The sequence below is a fragment of the Gordonia sp. PS3 genome (assembly GCF_041950545.1).
GTDB classification, from domain to species: Bacteria; Actinomycetota; Actinomycetes; order Mycobacteriales; family Mycobacteriaceae; genus Gordonia; species Gordonia sihwensis.
Map to the genome: position 1 here is coordinate 740427 of NZ_CP169524.1, position 21514 is coordinate 761940.

The 21514-nt window shown below is 68.0% G+C and carries 18 protein-coding genes; 12 read left to right on the plus strand and 6 right to left on the minus strand.

Annotation, left to right across the window (positions count from 1 at the left end; all coding sequences use genetic code 11):
• Positions 1-136: 136 nt before the first annotated feature.
• Complete coding sequence (locus ACE11G_RS03420; protein WP_006895708.1) at positions 137-1051, minus strand: DUF2993 domain-containing protein; 915 nt, start codon at positions 1049-1051, stop codon at positions 137-139.
• 92 nt (positions 1052-1143) lie between these two features.
• Here ACE11G_RS03420 and ACE11G_RS03425 point away from each other — a divergent pair, with 92 nt between their 5' ends.
• The 8 genes from ACE11G_RS03425 (at position 1144) to ACE11G_RS03460 (ending at position 9882) form a co-directional block, all read left to right on the plus strand.
• The gene (locus ACE11G_RS03425) at positions 1144-1869 is read left to right on the plus strand and encodes a response regulator transcription factor (RefSeq protein ID WP_006895707.1); all 726 of its coding nucleotides are present in this window, start codon (positions 1144-1146) and stop codon (positions 1867-1869) included.
• A gap of 37 nt (positions 1870-1906) precedes the next feature.
• Positions 1907-2833, plus strand: coding sequence for a mycothiol synthase (gene mshD / locus ACE11G_RS03430; protein ID WP_006895706.1), 927 nt, complete (start codon positions 1907-1909; stop codon positions 2831-2833).
• Positions 2834-2968: 135 nt separating this feature from the next.
• Positions 2969-4039: a phosphate ABC transporter substrate-binding protein PstS gene (gene pstS, locus ACE11G_RS03435; RefSeq protein ID WP_045539831.1), complete on the plus strand. Its 1071-nt coding sequence runs from the start codon at positions 2969-2971 to the stop codon at positions 4037-4039.
• 113 nt (positions 4040-4152) lie between these two features.
• On the plus strand, positions 4153-5115 hold the full coding sequence (gene pstC, locus ACE11G_RS03440; RefSeq protein WP_231875653.1) for a phosphate ABC transporter permease subunit PstC: 963 nt from the start codon (positions 4153-4155) through the stop codon (positions 5113-5115).
• Between the two features lie 11 nt (positions 5116-5126).
• Positions 5127-5999, plus strand: a complete 873-nt coding sequence (gene pstA, locus ACE11G_RS03445; protein ID WP_006895703.1) for a phosphate ABC transporter permease PstA — start codon at positions 5127-5129, stop codon at positions 5997-5999.
• A gap of 2 nt (positions 6000-6001) precedes the next feature.
• Positions 6002-6778, plus strand: a complete 777-nt coding sequence (gene pstB, locus ACE11G_RS03450; protein ID WP_006895702.1) for a phosphate ABC transporter ATP-binding protein PstB — start codon at positions 6002-6004, stop codon at positions 6776-6778.
• 198 nt (positions 6779-6976) lie between these two features.
• The gene (locus ACE11G_RS03455) at positions 6977-7594 is read left to right on the plus strand and encodes a TetR/AcrR family transcriptional regulator (RefSeq protein ID WP_006895701.1); all 618 of its coding nucleotides are present in this window, start codon (positions 6977-6979) and stop codon (positions 7592-7594) included.
• Positions 7595-7641: 47 nt separating this feature from the next.
• Positions 7642-9882 (plus strand): CocE/NonD family hydrolase, encoded by a 2241-nt coding sequence (locus ACE11G_RS03460; protein WP_062365941.1) that lies wholly within the window; start codon positions 7642-7644, stop codon positions 9880-9882.
• Between the two features lie 77 nt (positions 9883-9959).
• Here the strand turns inward: ACE11G_RS03460 and phoU are convergent, their stop codons facing one another.
• The 5 genes from phoU to ACE11G_RS03485 all read right to left on the minus strand — a co-directional run bounded on the left by phoU (position 9960) and on the right by ACE11G_RS03485 (position 16079).
• Positions 9960-10622, minus strand: coding sequence for a phosphate signaling complex protein PhoU (gene phoU, locus ACE11G_RS03465; protein WP_006895699.1), 663 nt, complete (start codon positions 10620-10622; stop codon positions 9960-9962).
• 99 nt (positions 10623-10721) lie between these two features.
• Positions 10722-12947, minus strand: a complete 2226-nt coding sequence (locus ACE11G_RS03470) for an LCP family protein (RefSeq protein WP_006895698.1) — start codon at positions 12945-12947, stop codon at positions 10722-10724.
• Between the two features lie 134 nt (positions 12948-13081).
• Positions 13082-14215: a tRNA dihydrouridine synthase DusB gene (dusB, locus tag ACE11G_RS03475; protein ID WP_197462897.1), complete on the minus strand. Its 1134-nt coding sequence runs from the start codon at positions 14213-14215 to the stop codon at positions 13082-13084.
• 95 nt (positions 14216-14310) lie between these two features.
• On the minus strand, positions 14311-15303 hold the full coding sequence (locus ACE11G_RS03480) for an acyl-ACP desaturase (RefSeq protein ID WP_006895696.1): 993 nt from the start codon (positions 15301-15303) through the stop codon (positions 14311-14313).
• Positions 15304-15566: 263 nt separating this feature from the next.
• Positions 15567-16079 carry a nuclear transport factor 2 family protein gene (locus ACE11G_RS03485; RefSeq protein ID WP_062365939.1) on the minus strand — a complete coding sequence of 171 codons (513 nt, stop codon included), beginning with the start codon at positions 16077-16079 and terminating at the stop codon, positions 15567-15569.
• A 129-nt stretch (positions 16080-16208) separates the two neighbouring features.
• On the opposite strand from ACE11G_RS03485, the gene ACE11G_RS03490 reads away from it, so the two are divergent.
• The 4 genes from ACE11G_RS03490 (at position 16209) to ACE11G_RS03505 (ending at position 21180) form a co-directional block, all read left to right on the plus strand.
• On the plus strand, positions 16209-17993 hold the full coding sequence (locus ACE11G_RS03490; protein ID WP_062365937.1) for a serine/threonine-protein kinase: 1785 nt from the start codon (positions 16209-16211) through the stop codon (positions 17991-17993).
• On the plus strand, positions 17993-18802 hold the full coding sequence (locus ACE11G_RS03495; protein WP_062365935.1) for a hypothetical protein: 810 nt from the start codon (positions 17993-17995) through the stop codon (positions 18800-18802). The genes ACE11G_RS03490 and ACE11G_RS03495 overlap by 1 nt, the downstream gene beginning before the upstream one ends.
• A gap of 215 nt (positions 18803-19017) precedes the next feature.
• A complete protein-coding gene (locus tag ACE11G_RS03500) occupies positions 19018-20478 on the plus strand; it encodes a wax ester/triacylglycerol synthase family O-acyltransferase (protein ID WP_062365933.1) in 1461 nt (486 codons plus the stop codon).
• Positions 20479-20502: 24 nt separating this feature from the next.
• The gene (locus ACE11G_RS03505; RefSeq protein ID WP_006895691.1) at positions 20503-21180 is read left to right on the plus strand and encodes a nitroreductase family protein; all 678 of its coding nucleotides are present in this window, start codon (positions 20503-20505) and stop codon (positions 21178-21180) included.
• Positions 21181-21514: the final 334 nt, after the last annotated feature.

The window sequence follows — 21514 nt, forward strand, 5'->3', positions numbered from 1 at the left end:
GTCAGCGGTGCATCACGCCCGGTGCGTCACCGGCAAGCGACAGCAGCAGTCGACGACGCGACAGAGGTCGATCGCCAGTCGGCGGGTGAGCATCAGCCCACGTCGGTGCTGCATGGACCCGACCCTACAACAGAAATCAGGGCCTGCTCGGGAGCGGTTTCGCGTAGTCGACGGCGCGCACCGACACCGGTCCGGTCTCGCTGACGGCCACAAGGTCGCTTCCCCTGCTCAGGGCATGTTTCGCGGTGGTTCCCCAGGCCATCTGGAGGGCCGGAAGAGTGGTTGAAAACCTTTTTAATACCGCTGATCGAAATTCCTCTGGGACGTCGGCGGAGTAGTGCTCCTCGGGTCCGGTGTAGAAGTCGGTGGCTTCGATGCGGACACGGCCGTCGACCACCGACACGCGAGCCTTCACGCTCACCTTGACCTTCGGCGCGGTGTACTTCGCGGCCGACGGGGGATAGCCGTTCTGCGTCTCCGGCGAGCCGGGCAGAGGGACGGTTCCGCTCAGCATGATGCCCTCGGTGCGCTCGAGCAGGCCGTCGCCCGGCCCGCCGCCGCCCACTTTGTCCTCGGGAGCCGGGGTGTTGATGTAGAGATCGACGATCCCCATCAGGCGTCCGAGGGTGGGGGAGTTGATTCGTGTCTCGGTCCGCATCGACTGCGCCCGCAGCTCCGTCCGCGGGCCCAGATCGCCGGTGGGGCCGAGGTCGGTGCTCTGCAGCCGAGCGTCGACTGTCGAGGTGCACACCGGCACGCCGGAGCAGCCCTCGATCGGGACGCCGTCGGCGCTGATCAGCACCGAGCTGAAGTTCCCCTCAGAGCGGTGCGCGAGGAACGGGAAGCCGGCCATGATCACATCCGGTTCGAAGGGGACTCCGGGTGAGGCCTGGACGGCGCGTGCGAGGCGGTGCTCGGCGCGGGACGCCGCGAAGTCGTCGGCGATCAGCGCCAGGACGCCCACGACGACGAGGACGACTGCGATCCAGGCACCGATTCGCAGGTACCGGCGGGACGCGGGTTTCGGGGGGTCGTGGGCGGTGAGGAGCATCGGCGCTATTCTGTCATCTGATAACCGGGTGCTGCGACCAGCGTCGATCGACAGCCCACAGTGCTGAGGCCACGACGAGATCGGAGTGGTGTGTGGACCTGTTGCTGCTGACCGAAGAGCAAACTGCCGAAGCCGTCCTGGGATCGCTCTCCCTGCTGTCCCATCAGGTGGCCGTGCTGCCTGCCCAGACGTCCTCGCTGGTGCAGCTGGGCGAACCACAGGTGATCCTGGTGGACGCGCGCAGCGATCTCGCGGGTGCGAGAACCATGTGCCGGCTGGTGTCGGACACCGGCACCGCCCCGGTGGTGGCCGTCGTCGGCGAGGGCGGACTGGTCGCGGTGAACGCCGATTGGGGCGTCGACGACTTCCTGCTGCCGACCACCGGACCCGCGGAGCTCGACGCCCGGCTGCGCCTGGTGTCGACGCGCGTGACCGGTGGCGTGGACGAGCAGCCGGACAAGGTGACGCTGGGCGAGTTGGTGATCGATGAGTCCACCTACACGGCCCGATTGCGGGGCAAGCCGATCGATCTCACGTACAAGGAGTTCGAGCTGCTGAAGTTCCTCGCGCAGAACGCGGGCCGGGTCTTCACCCGAGCCCAACTGCTGCACGAGGTGTGGGGTTACGACTACTTCGGCGGCACCCGCACAGTCGACGTCCACGTCCGGCGTCTGCGAGCCAAACTGGGCAGTGATCACGAGTCACTGATCGGCACGGTGCGCAACGTCGGCTACAAGGCGGTGCGGCCGACGCGCCGGGGCGACCGCGACGGCGGCGACACCGCCGGCGACGACACCGAGCAGGACGAGACAGGGTAGGACGAGTGGTCGCCGGCTGCCGATACATTGGACTGTGATGAATGAGCAGATCCGGCACCGCGTCGTCTCCGACTCCCTGACCGCCGACGACTCGGCGTTCGCGCGCGAGGTGTGCGAACGCGCCGAACGCGTCGACGGTATCGCGCCGCTCGCCGAGCAGGCGCGCCTCGCGATCGACTCGGGGGCGGACCTGCATGTCCTCACCGATCATGGATACGCCAACGTCCTCGCGGCGCGCGACGGCGGCGCGGCGATAGTGGAAGCGGTGGTGGACCCCGACCACCGGGGCCACGGGGAGGGTCGTGCTCTCGTGGACGCCGCCCTGACCGCCGCCGGCGATCTGCCGGGCTCGGAACCGCCGCAGGTGTGGGCGCACGGCGACCTGCCCGCGGCCGCCGCCGTCGCCGCGGCACTCGGTCTGGTCCGTGCCCGCGAACTGCTGCAACTGCGCAGGCCCGTGGCACAGCCGCTGCCCGATCTCCCCCGGCGCGAGGACATCGCGCTGCGTACGTACGCGGGACCGTCCGACGACGCGGAGATCCTCCGGGTGAACAACGACGCCTTCTCCTGGCACCCGGAGCAGGGCGGATGGACGCTGCGCGACATCGCCGCCCGCACCGGCGCGGACTGGTTCGATCCCGACGGTGTATTCCTGGCGTTCGACGCCGCCGACCCGGACGTCCTGCTGGGATTCCACTGGACGAAGATCCATCCCGCCGCCGACGGAGCCGCGCCCCTCGGCGAGGTGTACATCGTCGGCGTCGACTCCGCCGCGCAGGGCCGTGGCCTCGGCGCGCTGCTGACGCTCGCCGGCCTGCGCTATATGGCCGACCTGCGCCCCGGCGGCCGCGGGCTCGACGAAGTGGAGTTGTACGTCGAGGGCGACAACTCTGCGGCGTTGCGCACGTATTCGCGGCTCGGATTCACCCGGTACACCGCCGACATCGCCTATCGCCGGGGCTGAACCCGGCGTCAACCAGCCGTTCATTTTCGTGCCCGGACTGTTACCCGGGCCGTCACTCGCCGGTCGCTCTGTCCTAACCGGGCGTCGATAGTTTCGCCTCGATACCTGAACAGATCGAAAGGCACCCCGACTCCCATGAGCGCGTCACCGAAGCTCGTCCGCACCGCAGGCGCCGCCGTTGCCGGCATCGCCGCGGCCTCCCTCGTCCTCACCGCGTGCGGTGACGGCGACTCCTCGTCCGGCACCGTCACCGGTGAAGGGTCCACGGCCCAGCAGAAGGCCATGGAGCACTTCTCGCAGGTCCTCACCGACAACGGCGGCGTCATCCTCGACTACACGGGCTCCGGCTCCGGCGACGGAATCAAGAAGTTCATCTCGGGCGACGTCGACTTCGCCGGCTCCGACTCGCCGCTCAAGCCGGCTGAGGCCGCCGACGCCAAGAGCCGGTGCTCGGGCAACGAGGCCTGGCACCTGCCGCTGGTCGCGGGGCCGGTCGCGATCGCGTTCAACCTTCCCGGTGTGGAGAAGCTGAACCTCAACGCGCCCGTACTCGCGAAGATCTTCGACTCCAAGATCGCCAAGTGGAACGATCCCGCGATCGCCGCGCTCAACCCGGGCGTCAAGCTCCCGGCCACGACCATCGTGCCGGTGCACCGCAGCGACAGCTCCGGCACCACCGACAACTTCACGCGCTACCTGAACACCGCCGCACCGGCCGACTGGCCGTACGAGCACAGCAAGGAGTGGGCCGGCCACGGCGGCTCGGGTGCCTCGAAGTCGACCGGCGTCGGCGACACGGTCAAGAAGACCGAGGGCTCGATCAGCTACGTCGAGTGGGGTTTCGCCACCGAGAACGAGCTGAGCGTGGCGGCCGTCGACTTCGGCGCCGGACCCACTCAGCTGACCAAGGACACCGCCGCGAAGGCTCTCGACGCGGCTCAGTTCGTGGACCCGTCCAGCAAGAACCTGGTGGTCGACACCGACGCCCTCTACCGACTCAAGGAGACCGGCGCCTACCCGCTGGTGCTCACGACCTACGAGATCGTGTGCTCCACCGGCTACTCGGACTCGGCGGTCTCCGACAACCTGAAGTCCGCGTTCACCACGATCCTGGACAAGGGCCAGGACGGCCTCGACAAGCTCGGTTACGTCCCGCTGCCTGAGGCCTTCCAGGCCAAGCTGCGCGGAACGATCAACGCGCTGTGACTCGCTCGGACACTCCCGTGACCTCCCGCGCAGATGCCGACGGGGACCCGGCCGTGTCCGAAACGCCCGTGGTCGGCGGAACCCCGTCGCCGCGGGCGGCCGGTGAGCGATCGCTGACTGCCGAGTCGGGCCCCGCGTCCGGCTCGGCGGTCAGCCGTCTCGGCGACCGCGTCATGTCGTCGCTCGCCACCGGCTCGGGCCTGTTGGTCTCGATCGTCATCGGGCTGATCGCGCTGTTCCTGCTCATTCAGGCGGTCCCTGCGCTCGCGAAGAACACCGTCGGCTTCTCCACATACACCGGGTCGTGGGTGGTGGCGGGCAGTGAGATCAAGTTCGGCATCCCCCAGCAGCTCTACGCGACGGTGCTGGTGTCGGTGATCGCACTGGTGATCGCGATGCCCGTGGCGCTCGGCGTGGCACTGTTCGTCAGCGAGTACGCGCCCAAGCGGCTCGCGACGGTGATCGCGTACGTCGTCGACCTGCTGGCCGCGATCCCGTCGATCGTGTACGGCCTGTGGGGAATCCTGGTGCTCGGTCCGGCGATGGTGGGGCCGAACCAATGGCTGGTCGATCACCTCGGCTTCCTCCCGTTCTTCCGGCAGCCGGCGAACGTCGCGAACATGTCGACCGGCGGCACCCTCCTCACCGCGGGCATCGTGCTGGCGATCATGATCCTGCCGGTGATCACCGCGGTCACCCGCGAGGTCTTCGCGCAGACGCCGCGAAACCAGCGTGAGGCCGCCCTGGCCCTCGGCGCCACCCAGTGGGAGGTCGTGCGATACGCGGTCCTGCCCTTCGGCCTCTCCGGCTACATCAGCGGCGCCATGCTCGGACTGGGCCGTGCGCTGGGCGAGACGATGGCGCTGCTGCTGATCATCTCCACGGCCGGACCGATCAACTTCAACCTGATGGAGAGCGGTCAGACGCTGGCGACCGTGATCGCGAACAACGCGGCCGAATTCGACTCGCCGATCAAGACCGGCGCCTACATCTCAGCCGGTCTGGTCCTGTTCGTCTTGACCTTCCTCGTGAACGCCGCGGCCCGCGGTGTGATCGCGCGCAGGGTTCGAGGCTGAGGAATCACGATATGGAACTGACACAACTCTCGCCGCGCCGGAAGGTCGCCGACACGACCGTGCGCGGCGCGGTGATCGCCGCGGTGGCCGTGGCGGTGCTTCCGCTCGGCTGGCTGGTGTACACGCTGATCGCCCGCGGCATCGGACCGGTGCTCGACATCGACTGGTGGACGCGATCGGAACGCTACGGCGGCGCGGCCAACGCGATCGTGGGGACGCTCGTACAGACGGCGATAGCGGCGGCCGTCGCGATCCCCTTGGGCGTGCTCGTCGCCGTCTATCTCGTGGAGTACGCGGACACCGGGAAGAGGCGCGGACGGTTCTCGCTCGTGCGCGTCACCACCTTCATGGTCGACGTGCTCTCGGGTGTGCCGTCGATCGTCGCCGCGTTGTTCATCTACGCGGTCTGGCGGACCACCCTCGATCTTCCTCGTTCCGGCTTCGCGGTGGCGCTGGCGCTGGTGCTGCTGATGGTGCCGCTGGTGGTCCGGTCCACCGAGGAGATGCTCAAGATCGTCCCGCAGGACCTTCGCGAGGCCGCATACGCGCTCGGCATCCCGAAGTGGAAGACGATCCTTCGGGTGGTGCTGCCCACGGCGATGTCGGGGATCATCACCGGGATCATGCTGGCGGTGGCCCGCGTCATGGGCGAGTCGGCTCCGGTGCTGATCCTGGTCGGCGCCACCCGGGCGATGAACCCGAATCCGTTCTCCGGCAACCAGCAGTCGTTGCCGCTCATGATGCTGCAGGAATACAACAAGGGGCCCAGCGGCTACGAGACCGTCTGGGGCGCCGCGCTGACGCTGGTGATCGCCGTCGCGATCGTCTACGTGCTCGCACGAGTGCTGTCACGGTTCACCGGGCCCCGAATGGAGAGAAGCTAGACATGGCCAAGAGTCTGACCATCGAGGATCTGAACGTCTACTACGGCGACTTCCACGCAGTGAAGGATGTCTCCCTGACGATCGCGCCGAAGTCGGTGACCGCCTTCATCGGTCCGTCGGGGTGCGGTAAGTCCACCGTCCTGCGCACACTCAACCGGATGCACGAGGTGACGCCAGGGGCGTACACCACCGGGTCGGTGAAGCTCGACGAACTCGACCTGTACGGCAGGGGTGTGGACCCGGTGGGGGTGCGAACCACCGTGGGCATGGTGTTCCAGCGGGCGAATCCGTTCCCGACCATGTCCATTCGCGACAACGTGGTGGCGGGGCTCAAACTGGCGGGCGTGCGTGACAAGGCCAGACTCGACGACGTGGCCGAGGCCAGCCTGCGCGGGGCCAACCTGTGGAACGAGGTCAAGGATCGGCTCGACAAGCCGGGCGGCGGACTGTCCGGCGGCCAGCAGCAGCGGCTGTGCATCGCGCGGGCCATCGCGGTGTCACCGCAGGTGCTTCTGATGGACGAGCCGTGTTCGGCGCTCGACCCGATCTCGACCCTCGCGATCGAAGATCTGGTGGCCGAGCTGAAGAACAATTACACGATCGTGATCGTCACGCACAACATGCAGCAGGCGGCGCGGGTGAGCGATCAGACCGCGTTCTTCAATCTCGCCGGTGCGGGACGGCCCGGGGAACTGGTGGAGGCCGGCGCCACCGCCGACATGTTCTCGAATCCGGTTCGGAAGGAGACCGAGGACTACATCTCGGGACGGTTCGGATGACGGTGCGCGTGCGCGCCCGGTACGGCTCTCGAGGCAGCATCCCCCGGATCTGACATCGACCGGTCGGATCTCACACCGACGGATACGACGGCGACCCCGGCCACTCTCCGCAGATAGTGGCCGGGGTTGCCTTTTGCCTAGCCGGTGACTACGGTCACCACGGAACAGTTTCGATCAATTGATCAACTTCGAGGGCAGATGGCGCGACTGACGGTGGAACAGCGGCGCGAAGCAGCGATCGACGCCGCGATGCGGGTGATCGCCCGCGACGGCGTCGAAGCCGCCACTACGCGTCGGATCGCTCTGGAGGCCCAGGTCGGACAGTCGAGCCTGTTCTACGCCTTCGCATCCCGCGACGATCTGCTCGCCGCGGTCGTCGAGACCGGGATCGCGCAAGAGCTGGCCGGCATGGGCGAATGGCTCCGCGAGGCGTCGGCGATGTTCACCACCTCCCAGATGAACATCGCGGATGTCGCGCGGGCCGCATTCGACTCCTTCATGCACGACCTCATCGAGAATCGGGACCGCGAATACGCGTTGGTGGAGCTGGCGCTCTACGCCCGACGAACCGAAGGTCTGGAGCACCTCGCCGAGAGTCTTTACCGCGGCTACAACGAGCTCGTCTCCGGACTGCTCGTGGTCGCGGCCGAGACCACCGGTGTCACGTGGACGCTCCCGGCCGAGGAATTGGCCACGATCGTCGTGGCCATGACCGACGGCATGACTCTCAGCTATCTGTCCACCGGCGACCGTGAAGCGGTCCGACGGATCGCGGACGGCGGTGTGCAGCTGCTGCTGGGTTACGTCGCGCAGTGACCCGTGCGCTGCGGGAGCGCCGGGAGAAGAACAGAATCGGGGATCAGATGTTCTCAGGAAGACGCGCGTTGCGCCGGACCGCGGCCGCGGTCGCCGCGGCGACCGTGCTACTCGCCGCGGTCGGGACGGTGGGCGAATCCGCCGCGGCACAGCCAGTCCACGTCGGCGGCGGGGTGTCGCAGGCGTATCTGACCGACGCGCGGCCGGGTACCGCGCTGACACTCGTCGACGACGCGGGCAATCGTGCGGGCTCGGGCGTCGCCGATTCGCTCGGATCGTTGATCGTGCGCGACCTGCAGCCGGGGCGCTACCGCTTCGTCGGGGCCGGGATCAAGAGCGCGCCGGTCGAGGTGACCGGCAAGGACTCTCCGCCGCCCGCGCCGTCGCTGTACGGGCAGACCCTTCACGAAGGGCTCAACTACATCACGATGCGCGACGGGGTCTCGCTCGCCGCCACGGTTCGGCTGCCGTACGGCAAGAAGCTCTCGGACGGGCCCTTTCCGACCGTGATCGAGTACTCCGGCTACCAGAACGCCGCACCGGACGACCTGGTGGTCGGCGCGGTCGGGGAGAAGGTCGGCCTGAAGGACCCGCAGGCCCCCGACACCTCCGTGATCGTCGGCTCGACGCTGGCGACGCAGATGCTCGGCTTCGCCTCGGTGAGCCTTCAGATGCGGGGAAGCGGTTGCAGTGGAGGAGACTTCGGCCTCTTCGACAATGTCGCGGCGTTCGACGCGTACGACGCGATCGAGACCGTGGGACGCCAGCGATGGGTGTCGGGGCATCGCGTCGGCATGGTCGGCATTTCGTTCTCCGGCATCTCGCAGATGTTCGCCGCGGGTACGCGACCACCCCATCTGGCCGCGATCGCGCCGATGAGCACCACCGATGACCTGTACTCCACCGGTCTGCCGGGCGGCATCTACAACAAGGGTTTCGCGAACTCCTGGCTCCGCGAACGGGTGCAGCAGGCGCAACCCGGGCCGGCAGGCGGACAACCGTGGGTGCGGGCGCGCATCGAGGGCGGCGACAAGACCTGTGCGAACAATCAGAAGCTCCGCCGTCAGACGCAGAACGTGTTCAAGCTGATCCGCGACAACCCGACGCGTGCGGCGAAGGTGTACCAGGAACGCTCGATCCCGGACTGGGCCGACCGCATCGACGTCCCGGTGTTCCTGGTCGGTGCCGCACAGGACGAGCAGACCGGACCCAACTGGGTCAATCTGATCAAGCATCTCGATCACAACCCGAACGTCTGGGTCAACATCATCAACGGGCATCACTTCGATTCGCTCGGACCGCAGATCCTCTCGCGCTGGGCGGAGTTCCTGCAACTGTTCGTCGCGAACCAGGTGCCGCACACGCCGCCGAACATGCAACCGCTGGGCACCGTCGTGTTCCCGGCGGCCACCAATGCACCCGGCCAGCAGATCCCGCCGGTGCGCTTCAGCGATTCGCGCACCGTCGCCGCTGCGAAAGCTCGTTTCAAGGCGCAGACGCCGCGACTGTGGGCGCTCTTCGACAACGGCGGTGGCGCAGCCGGTCCCGGCGGGCTCTCGTCGGCGTGGCAGCGATCGCTGTCCGCGTGGCCCACGAGCACCGAGCGGATGTTCCTGAACGACAAGGGCCGGCTCGGTTCCCGGCCCGCCGGCGGAACCGTGTCGTTCGCACCGAATCCGCTCAACCGGCCGCTGAACACGCTCAAGAACGCCTCCACCGACACGGCGGCGGCCTGGGGCATCCACCCGGACTACGATTGGCGTCCCGCACCGGGCCGCAGCGGGCTGGGCTTCATCAGCGCTCCGCTTTCCCGTGACAAGGTGGTTCTCGGGAACGGTTCGGTGACCCTCCGGCTGAAGAGCACGGCGAAGGTCACCGATCTGCAGGTCACGGTCTCTGAGGTGAACGGCAGGGGACAGGAGACATCGGTCGGGACCGGTGTGCTGCGCTCGAGCTTCCGCGGCGACGGCACCGCCCCCGATTTCACCACTCAGACGCCGCTGGCCGACGGATTCAACCAGATCACGATCCCGATCAACCCGTTGATGCACGGGTTCCGAAAGGGCTCACGGATCCGGGTCACGGTCTCCGCACCCGGCGGCGACCTTCCCTCATGGCAGTTCAGCACGCCTGCCACCGGCGGCAAGGTGATCGACACCGTCGACCTGAGCAAGTCGTACGTCACGATCCCGGTGATCGCGGGCGAGGTGCCCGGCGCCGGACCGGATTGCGGCTTCCTGCGCGGTTCGGCCTGCCGCGCCTACAAGCCGGCCTTCAACGGCGGCTGATCGCGCGGAGTGCATTCGTGCGCGAAAGCGCCCTCCGGCTCCGCTGATGCGGATCGCCGGAGGGCGCTTTCGTCGGGTCAGCTCGCCTCGAGCAGTTGTTCGGGAGTCTTCCCGGTGGCTTGGAAGACGACGCGGCGGGCGATGAGGACCGCGTGGTCGGCGAACCGCTCGTAATAGCGGCCCAGGAGAGTGACGTCGACCGCTGCGGCGACACCATGCGACCACTCGCGGTCCATCATGACGGTGAACAGATGGCGGTGCAGATCGTCCATCGCGTCGTCGTCGTCCATCAGGGTCAGCGCGTCGTGGTAGTCCTGGTTCTCGAGCACGCGGCGTGCGTTCTGCGCGAGCTCGACGGCGAGCCGGCCCATCTCCTCGAAGTACCCCGCGACCTCGTCCGGCAGGACCTTGGCGGGGTGGCGGCGGCGCGCGACCTTCGCCACGTGCAACGCCAGCGCCCCCATCCGGTCGATCTCGGACACCAGCTGGAAGCCGCTCACCACCGAGCGCAGATCACCCGCGACCGGCGCCTGGAGCGCCAGCAGCTGAAAAGCCTGATCCTCTGCCTCGGCCGACTTCTCGGCGACCGAGTCGTGGTTGGAGATCACTTCTTCGGCCAGTTCGAGATCGCCCTCGAGCAGTGCCTGGGTGGCCTGAGCCATCGCCGCACCCACCTCGTCGACCATGTCGCCGAGAGCCTTGTTCAGTGCAGCCATCTGCTCCTGATAAGCGTCACGCATGCAACCCAGCTTACGTAAACCGGCCGGCCTCGCCCTTCACCGACGGTGAAGTCGGCGTGAACACTCGGCGCGCAGGTTGTCGCAGCGGTGGCCGACGGGCTACGCGCAGGTCGTGTCGCCTGCGTTGGTGACCGAGAGGTCGTTGGGCAGGTCGCTGTTATCGGTGTTGGCCGGCAGTTCGCCGACGGAGAGCACCGAACCGGCGGTCGGGACCGAACCGATGGTCTGCGTGCCGCCGAAGTCGGACCCGACGATCACCTCGACGCCGGCCTTCACCGTGCTGTCCTCCTGGATCTGCGCTCCGGGGAACATCTTCGCGATCGTCGCCGCGGAGTCCTTCTCGCCCGGACCGTAGCGGACGACCGTGTCGGTCCGCTTCTCCGAGGAGTCGGCGATGCCGGACACGTCGATGCCCTGACGGACCAGTTCCTCCATCACGGACCCCGCGACGCCCGACTCGTCGGTGCCGTTGAGCACGCGCACGCTCATGTTGGACGCGTGCTGAGCGGTGAGTTCGGTCCTCGGCGCCGGGGGCTTCGGGGAAGCGGAGGGCTTCTTGGTGCTCGACGGCTTGGCCTTCTTCTCGCCGGGCAGCGGCTTGTCGTCGATGATCGCGTTGAAGATCGCGTCGATGTCGTCCATCCGCGGGATCTCGTTGTTCTGTCCGTCGGTGGACGTGCCCGAGGTCGGAATGGTCAGGAACGTGACACGCCCGGCTTCCATGCCCTGCATCGACTCGGCGAGCTGGATCAGCGAGTCGGTGTCGACGTTGTCGACGTAGCTGTTGGCGATGAACGAGCGCGCCACCTTGTTGAGCTTCGACGGGTTCGACAAGACGTCGCCCGACAGCGACGACCGCAGCAGCGACGACATGAACAGCTGCTGCCGCTTGATGCGACCGTAATCGCCGTTGCCCTCCGCGGAGATGTGCCGAGCGCGGACGTAGTTGAGGGCCTGGCGGCCGGTGAGCTTCTTGGTGCCGGCCTTCTTGAGGATGGTCCCCAGCTCGTAGTCGTAGAGCGGGACGGTCGAGCACACCTGGACTCCGCCGACCGTGCGGACCACGTCCTCGAACCCGGAGAAGTCCATCGCGATGAAGTGATTGATGTTCAGCCCGCTGATCTGCGTGAGCGTCTTCACCAGGCAGTTGGGGCCGCCGTCGGCGTAGACGCCGTTCAGCTTCACCGAACTCGCGGCCTCGAGCGTCCCGGAGTACTTCTGCGTCGAGTTGTCCCAGTTCTGGCATTCGGGACGGTCGACGGCGAGGTCGCGAGGCCACGACACCGCGACCACCCGGCTGCGGTCGGCGGGGATGTTGACCAGCAGGACGGTATCGGAGCGGGCGCCCTCGACGACGTCGGCGTCGCCCGCGCCGAGCTTGGAGTTCTTTCCCGCGCGGGTGTCGGTGCCGACGATCAGGTATGTCTCGTCGCCGGTCTGATCGCCCGGTTTGCGGACGTTGGAGTTCTCCGGGTCCAGGGCGTTGACGATGTTCCAGCCGCCGTTGATGCTGCGCATCATGTTCCATGCGTAGCCGGTGCCGACCAGCGACAGCACGCAGGCGAGGCCGAGCAGGATGCGCCCGGTGTTGGTGGCGATTCGCGTCGTGCGTTCCTTGCCGGTGGGCTTCGTCCGGCGACCGCCGCGCACGCGGGACAGCGCCGCGGTCAGATCGGGAGTCGGCTCCAGCGGGCGCTTGCGAGTCGGTTCGCCGTTGCCGGGATCGGTCGACGCGCCGCTCGCGGCGGCACCCGCGGCGGCCGCCGGGCTGCGAGGAGGCGCTGGCGCCGGAGTGGCAGCCGGAGGCGGGGGGACGGACGGGCGTTGCGCTCGGGACTCCTGAGACAAGCGCGCGGCCGTAGTGGTGTCTGAGAGGTCGACCGCCGACGAATCGGCGACCGGCGGGATCATCGCCGTGACCTCGGAGGCCGTCGGGTCGTCAGTGCTCGTCCGGGACGGCTGTGCGGGCGGGGCCGGCGGCTGCGGACGTTGTTGCGGCGCCGGGCGAGGGCTCGGCTGCGCGCGGCGCGGGGGCTGCGGCTGTGCGGCCCGTGCCGGCCCGGAGGCGGTCTCGTCCACCCCCATCTGCTCCATCAACTGGCGGACGGTCAGCCGGCCCCGCGGACGGACGTATCCCTCGCGGGACGACGGCTCCCGCAGACCCTCGGCGCGCTGACCGGCCGCACCGGGCTGTGACGGAGCGGCGTCGCCGAACCGTTCGCGGAAGTCGTAGGCACCGGATGTCCGGCCCGCCCGACGGGGTCGCCGGGGCTGTGCCGACTCGTCGTCATCGGGCTCGGGAGAGCCTGGGCGGTCAGAACTCACAGTGCTTCTTTCGTATGCGGCAGTGGTCTCGCAGTGGTCGCCGGGCAGGCCCGGAGTGCACACGCCACGCGTGCTCGGCACATCTTAATGCCGAGACCTGAGAACTCTCTGCGGTGCGCCCCGTCGGCGAGGGCTCAGCCGCCCGAGTGCATGATCTCGGCACCCTCGGGGACGACGTCCTCTTCGGGGTCGTCGAGCCATCCTTCGGGCAGCGCCACCGACGCGGGCGAACCCTGGCGGCCCCGCGGGCCATGACCGTCAGCGGGAAAGGGGACGTCGGAGGGCAGCTCGGCGACGAGTTCGCGCAGGTCGTCGAGGGTTTTCACCAGAGAGAGCGAGGAGCGCAGGTCGGAGCCGGCTGGGAAGCCGCGCAGATACCAGGCGACGTGCTTGCGAATCTCCCGCATGCCCTTGTCCTCGCCGTGGTGCGAGGCGAGCAGTTCGCCGTGCCGGATCATGATTTCGCCCACTTCGCCGAGGTCGGGCGGAGTGGGCGCATTCACACCGGCCAACCGTGCTGACAGCTCGGCGAACAGCCACGGGCGGCCGAGACAGCCGCGGCCGATGACCACGCCGTCGCAGCCTGTCTGCTCCATCATGCGGACGGCGTCCTCGGCCTCGAAGATGTCGCCGTTGCCGAGCACGGGCACGGTGGTGACATGCTCCTTCAGGCGCGCGATCTCGTCCCACGCCGCCGTGCCCGAGTAGCGCTGCGATGCGGTTCGGGCATGCAGCGCCACGGCTTGGGCGCCTTCCTCGGCGGCAATCCGTCCGGCGTCGAGATGCGTGTGGTGCTCATCGTCGATGCCGATGCGGAACTTGACGGTGACCGGGATGTCGGTGCCCTCGGTGGCGCGCACGGCGGCGGCGACGATGTTGCGGAACAAGCGTCGCTTGTAGGGGATCGCCGACCCGCCGCCCTTGCGGGTGACCTTCGGGACCGGGCAGCCGAAGTTCATGTCGATGTGGTCGGCGAGATCCTCGTCGACGATCATCTTGGCCGCGCGGTAGGTGTATTCCGGATCGACCGTGTAGAGCTGCATCGATCGCGGTGACTCGCTCGGATCGAAGGTCGTCATGTGCATCGTGACCGGATGCCGCTCCACGAGCGCCCGCGCCGTGACCATCTCGCAGACGTAGAGGCCGGAGACGGTTCCGGTCCGTGCGAGTTCGAGCTCACGGCAGAGCACGCGGAAGGCCACGTTGGTGACGCCGGCCATCGGTGCCAGCACCACCGGGCTGTTCAACTCGATCGACCCGATCCGCAGCGGGGTGCGATCAGTGGACGGACGCTGGAGAGACGACGGCGCACCGGCGCCCTCGGAGGTCTCCGAAGGCGCCGGTGCAGTCAGTGCGGTGGTACTCAGGATGCTTGCTTCTCCCGCTTGGCCGCCTCGCGAGCGAGCGCGCGGTCGCGCATCTCCTCGAAGCGGGTCGCGTCCTTGTCGAGCTGGTCGAGGAAGGCCGCGAGCTCGTCGCGGGTCTTCTCGCCGGCGGGGCTGAAGTCGTTTCGCTCGAAGACGTTCCATTTCCGGAGAACCGGCTGGACGACCTCTTCGAGGTGCTGGCGCAGATCGTAGATGCCGTGCTTGGCCATCAGCACGCCGTGGCGCCGGAAGTTCGGCATACCCGCTCCGGGCATCTGGAAGTTGGTGACGATGTCGGTGACCGCGCGCAATGTCTGGTCGGGCGCCAGATCCATGCCGGCCCCGCAGATGTTGCGGTAGAAGATCATGTGCAGATTCTCGTCGGCGGCGATGCGCTGCAGCATCCGGTCGGCGATCGGATCGTTGCACGCCTTACCGGTGTTGCGGTGGCTCACGCGGGTCGCGAGTTCCTGGAAGGTGACGTACGCGACCGAGTGCAGCAGCCCGATCTCCTCGCCGTTCGCCTTCATCTCGTCGGCGCGGTCCGCAGCCGCGAGCATCGGATCGTAGCCGTTGGTCATGTGGATCATGCGCGCCTCTTCGAGGGCCACCGGGTCGACGCCGCGGGTCACGACCAGGTAGTCGCGCATCACGATGCCGTGACGGTCCTCCTCGGCGGTCCAGCGACCGACCCAATGGCCCCAGGCGGAGTCCATCGAGAAGTTCTCGGCGATCACGCGGTGGTACGAGGGCAGGTTGTCCTCGGTCAGCAGGTTGGTGATCATCGCGGCCTTGGCGACCTCGTCGAGCTGCGAGTCCTCGGGCTCGTAGTCCCTGCCGCCCAGAGCCGCGTAGTTCTTGCCCTCGTCCCACGGCACGTAGTCGTGCGGGTTCCAGTCGCGTGCCGTCTTGAGGTGGCGATTGACGTTGGCCTCTGCCGTCGGCTCCAACTCCTTGAGGAGTTCGAGTTGTGTGAGTTGACGTGCCATCGGTGTTCCTCTGGTCGGGTTCAGGTCGTGTCGGGTCGCGGCCGAGCACCGCCGCGACGTGCCCGACATGCATATTCGGACTCCAGGCTACGTCACATGGACGCATGCCCCAAGTCTCCGCGCGCCCTGTGGGGGCGCTGAGAAACCGCAGCCCTCGGTGCGTAGATCGTCTGCCCGGGGCAGATCCGTTAACGTGCGGCCCGGTGGGTTACGTCACCGTAGGTTACCGCGAGGTCGGTAGTGAGGAGCGGTCGAAACGCCGGTCACCGCCGACCGAACATCGGGCCGGTCTTCTCCAGCCACCGGCGTCCGGCGTCGTCGAGCGTGCCCAGTTCGGCGGCGCGGTCACACCACGCCAGAGCCATCTGAGCGAACTCCATCGGGTTGTAGACGTCCTCCTCGCAGCTCCACAGCCCGTCGCCCGCGTAGGTGAGGATGGTGATGTTGGTGGCCGTGAACACCGAACCGTCGCCCGGATCGATCATCGGGTTGTCGATCTCGCAGATCACTCGGCCGGTCGCCGGATCGGCGACGTGCCAGAGCGACGGGTACTCGGCCATGTGGCTTCCGGGGAACGAGTGCATCGTCTTGTTCACCCAGGTGCGGATCGCCTCGCGGCCGTCGAATCGGCCGTAGGCGTGCTCGATGTACGTCGCGTCGACGGTGAACTGATCGGCCCATCGATCCCAGTCCTTACTGATCGCCACATCGGCGACGGTCTGCTGGAACTGAGCGAACGCGGTGTCGAGCTCGTCTGCGGAGAAGGATGCGGTCATGTCGGCCGATGGTAGGGGCGGGGTGCGGCGGACGGCCGTCATTCGGCGGGGATAGGCGCACATCTGATCTCCACGCCGCGCAGGTAGCATTCGGCGCGAACGGCAGTCACCTGGTGAAACGGCGGAGGAATGTTCGGAATCGGCGACGACATCGCGGGCTACCGCGTCCAAGCGGTGCTCGGCGCCGGAGGGATGGGCGAGGTCTATGAGGCGGCCCACCCGCGCCTGCCGCGCAGCGATGCGATCAAAGTGCTCCGGTCGGCACACGGCTCCGATCCGGTGGTGCGCCGGCGGTTCGAACGCGAGGCCGATCTGATGGCGCCGTTGACGCACCCGAACCTCGTGCGCGTCTACGACAGGGGCGGATTCGGCGACGTCCTGTGGATCGCGATGGAACTCGTGCCGGGCACCGATGCGTCGAAGATATCGAAGGCGTCGCCCGCCGGGATGGATCCGCGGCTGGTCGTCAACATCGTCAACGGCGTGGCCGCCGGCCTCGACGTCGCCCATCGTCACGGTGTACTCCACCGTGATGTGAAGCCTGCGAACATCCTGATCACCCCCGGCGGAGATCCGGTGAACCCGGAGGCGGTCAAAGTGACCGACTTCGGCATCGCTCAGGCGCTCGGCGAAGCGGGAGCGGGACTCACCAGCACCGGAACCACGGTCGGCACCATGCGGTACTGCTCGCCGGAACAGATCGACGGCCGTCGGGTGGACGCCCGCAGCGACATCTACTCGCTCGCGGCCACCACGTTCGAACTGCTGACCGGCAGCGCACCGTACGACTCGACCAGTCTGCAGGGACTGATGACGGCACATCTGTTCGCCGAACCGCCGCGGGCGTCCGAGCGGACGCGCTCGCTGCCGCCGGCCGTCGATGACGTGTTGCGAGCGGGCCTCGCGAAGGATCCCGCCGCCCGGCCACCGACGGCGACGGCTTTCGCCTGCGCGTTGTACTCGGCGTTCACCGGAGGACCGGTGAATGTGACGCCCAGCGGGCCGATGTTCGCGAACACTCCCGGTGCACCCGTCCCCGGGCCACACCGGGCGGGTGGCCCGTCCGGCCCGGCACCGGTGCCCACGGGGAGCCCGGACCGCTCGCACGGGGATCACTGGTACCGGCGGACTCCCGCGCTCGCGACCGTCGCGGTCGTTGCGGCACTGGCCCTGGGGGTGGGTGGAGCGTTCGCGTGGAACAGTGCGTCGGGCCTGTCGACACCGTCGTCGCCGGAGGCGAAGATGACCGCCGAGGGTGTCGACCTGTCGTGGCCGGCGGTGAGCGGGGCCGAGCAGTACCTGATCAAACAGGACGACGACGTCATCGACGTCACCGACGACAATTCCTATGTGGTCCGATCTCCGGTCCCCGGCGAGCACTCCTACTCGGTGGCGGCGCGCTCGACGTCGTCGGGCGGTTCGGCGTTCTCCGACCGGGCCGAGCTGACGGTCACCCAGACGTGGGGCGAGTTCCTCGACATGGCGAAGCTCTATCCGGAACTCGTACCGGCCACCCCGGTGAATTCGAACGGCTTCGAATCGCTCTGGTGCCGCGGACTGGGGCCGTACCCGGTGGACGACGACCAGAAGACGTCCCGGCTGATCGTGTGCGACAAGATCGACGGCGCCGATCGGCAGTACTCGGTGCAGATCGCCGCGTACGCGAACAGTGATGATGCGGGGACGGCCGCCGTAGGCCAGTTGCCGATCACGGCTCCGACCGACTTCGGCTTCAAGACCGCCCAGGGCACCAAGGGGCGGCTCTCGACGGGCGTGCAGAGCTCCGAGGCGAGAGCGGTATTCGTCTATTCCAGTTCGGACGATCCGCGCGCGCGTACCTACGTCGAGGTGGCCGTGCCGGACTCCAAGGACCCGAAGCAAGCGCGGGCGATCATGGAAAGGCTGCCGTTCTGATGAACGAACCGAGCGCACCCGGACGTGCCCGGACACCCGCCAGGCCCGTGCTGATCATCGCCGCGGTCGCCGTGCTGGTGCTGCTGGCATCGTTGTTCGCCGTGCGGGCGATGCTGGGCGGTTCGGCGCCGGACTCACCGGGCGGACTCAGTCTGTCGGCGGACGGCGGCGAGGTGAAAGCGGTCTGGAACGGCGTCTCCGGTGCGGACGAGTATCTGCTGATCCGGGACGACGGGGTGGTCGTCTACTCCGGGCCCGACACCACCGCGGTCGATCGGACCGCGGGCACCGGCGACCATCGCTACCGCCTGCGCGCCGCGGATTCGGGCCGGTGGTCGGCCGACGGTGCCGAGAGCAAGGTGACGGTGGTGTCCGGCTGGGGCGAGCTCGGCCCGCTGGCCGCACAGTTCCCCCGGCTGCTTCCGCAGACACCCGAGGCGACGGGATGGCAGGACCTCACCTGCCGCTCGATGGTCCGGGCGATGCCCGCCGAGCGCGGCCCGTCGAACACCGGATCGGGGCGAGCGCTGGTGAAGAGCCGCATGCACTGCTTCAACTCGGAAATGGTGATCCAGCCGGCGTGGATGACGTCGAAGGACGCCACCGACCAGGTGTTCACCGACATCTCGAAGAACGCCTCGCCGGAGTCGATCGGCTGGCGTCACGGTACCGGCTACGTGGTCGAATCCGAGCATGCGGCGTACCTGCGTCTGGCCGACCGCGACGACGTCGTGTTCACCGTTCTCCTCGACCGGGGCGGCAGGAGGGAACTGCTCGACGTCGCCAACCGACTGCCGATCGACGAGTAGCAGTCCGGCCGCGGTCGGTGATCGGGCAGGCCCCGCCCGGGCGGCGCCTGCCTTCGTGCACGCACTGTCGGTCCACGGCGCTACTGTGAATAAGCACCTGTGAGAACTCGTTTCAGGCGCTCGGGAACAGTGGAATACAGGACAGTGGCATACAGAACAGTGGCAGACACGGACTGTGGCAGACACGGACTGTCATACAAGGATTGGGGGCCGTCGTGCAGAGGTTGAGCGGTCTGGACGCGTCGTTCCTCTACTTGGAGACGCCGTCTCAGGTGATGAACGTCGCCGCCATCGTGGAGGTGGATCCCTCGACCATCCCGGGCGGATACACGTTCAATTCGCTGCGGCTGGAGATGGAGCGCCGGGTCCGCGGTCTCCCGATGCTGCGCCGCCGGCTCGCCGACTCGCTGACCAATGTGGACCACCCGGTGTGGGTGGAGGACGAAGACTTCGACATCGAGCGGCACGTCCACCGGATAGCGGTGCCCGCACCCGGAGGCATCGAGGAGATGGCGGCCCTCTGCGGGCACCTCGTGGCCCAGGTGATGGATCGGAAGAAGCCGCTGTGGGACCTGTGGGTTCTGGAGGGATTGTCCGAAGGGGCGATCGCGCTGGTGCTGCGCATGCACCACGCCTGCGTGGACGGTGCCACCGTCGCCGAGATCCTCGGCGAACTCGCGACGTCCACTCCCGAACCACCCGCGCTGGACGCTGCTCGGGTGAAGGAGAGCGCCGGAGGCGCCTCGCGACCCGGCATGGCTTTCGGCGGTGCGGTCAACTTCTTCGTGCAGCGTCCGATCGCAGCGATGAAGCTGATCCCGAAGACGCTCCCGGTGCCGTTCGAATGGTTCAAACGAGTACGGTCCGGCGACGGCATGCCCGCACCCTTCCTCGCTCCGCGGACCCGGTTCAACGGGCCGTTGACTCCGCGCCGGAACCTGGCCTTCGCGCGGTTGCCGCTCGGTGACGTCAAGCGTGTCAAAGACCACTTCGGTGTCAAGGTGAACGATGTGGTGCTGGCGATGGCGGGCGGCGCGCTCCGCGAGTACCTCCAGACGCGCGGCGAACTCCCCGAGGAGCCGTTGGTCGGGCTCGTCCCGGTCTCGGTGCGCGGGGTCACCGAGGACGATCTCATCGAGACCGGCACCAACAAGGTCACCGGTATGTTCACCCGTCTCCCGACGTCGGTGGCCGATCCGGTGGAGCGCATTCGGCTGGCGGGCAAGTACGCCAGGCAGGCGAAGGGGCATCACCAGGGCATCGATGCGAATCTGCTGCGCGCATACGCGGAGTTCGCGCCGGGCAACACCCTCGGCGCTCTGATGCGCCTCTACTCCGACCGCCGTCTCTCCGGCCTGCACCCGCCGATCTTCAACGCGGTCATCTCCAACGTCGCGGGGCCGGACTATCCGATGTACCTGCTCGGCGCGAGAGTGAAGGCGGTGTACCCGATGGGGCCGATCTTCCACGGCCTCGGGCTCAACATCACGGTGATGTCGGTGGACGGCGAGCTGAATGTCGGGCTGCTGTCGTGCCCGGATCTCTCACCGGATCTGTGGGACCTGGTCCGCGGATTCGGGACGCAGCTCGAGGAACTGGTGGCCGCGGTCGAGGCCGATGCGAACGGCGATTCGTCCGACGACGGCCCGTCGGATACCGGCCGACAGAGCGAGTAGAACGAACCCTCGCGGGCGACGGCAATGGAATTCGACGACGTGGTCAAGACGACGTTCGCAGCGCGCAGTTTCACCGACGATCCGGTTCCGGACGAGCGGCTGTCGGAGATCCTCGACATCGCGAGGTTCGCGCCGAGCGGCGGCAACCGACAGGGTGTGCGCGTGATCGTGGTCCGGGATCCGGGTACGAAAGCTCAGTTGGCCGAGTTGAGCAAGCCCGCGGCTCGGCGGTACCTGGCTCAGCGCTTCGCGGGAGAGAACCCGTGGAACCCGGTGCACCCGAGTGCCGTCACCGCGACCGATCTCGCTGAGACGCCCGGAGTCGACGAGTTCGTCGCGCCGATCGCGGCTGCGCCGGTGGTCTTGGTGGTGGCCGTCGACCTGGCGGTGGTGGCGGCCACCGATTCCGAACTCGACCGGGTGGGCGTGGTCTCCGGAGCGTCGGTGTATCCGCTCGTGTGGAACATCCTCACCACCGCCCGGTCGCGGGGATACGGCGGGACGATCACGACGATGGTCAGCGCGCAGGAGCCCGCGGTGCGCGAACTGCTTGGCATCCCCGAGACCTTCGCCGTGGCCGCCGCCGTACCGATCGGCCGGCCGGTGAAGCAGCTCACCCGGCTCCGGCGACGGCCGGTGAGCGATTTCGTCACCCTGGAGCGCTTCGACGGAACGGCTCTGGCCGGCCCGGCGGATCGGTGACCCCGCGACTCCCGCTCTGACTCGCGACTCCGCACGGCAGCCGATCGCACCGGGGAACGTGCGACGAGGGGCGCGCGGACATGCCGCGCGCCCCTCGTCGTCAGCTGGAACTAGTCGCTGCTGCCGCCGCCGAGCAGGCTGGAGAGGCTGCCCAGGTCGCTGGAGCCGCCGCTGCTGCCGCTGTCGCCGCCGCCGAGCAGACTGAGGATGAGGTTGATGATCTCCATGCGAATGTCCTTTCGAGACAAGTGAATTGGGAGGGTGAGGACGATTGCGTCAATCGCCGACGGGTGTGACACTACGTACTCTCACAGCAGTTAGTGAACTGCATCAC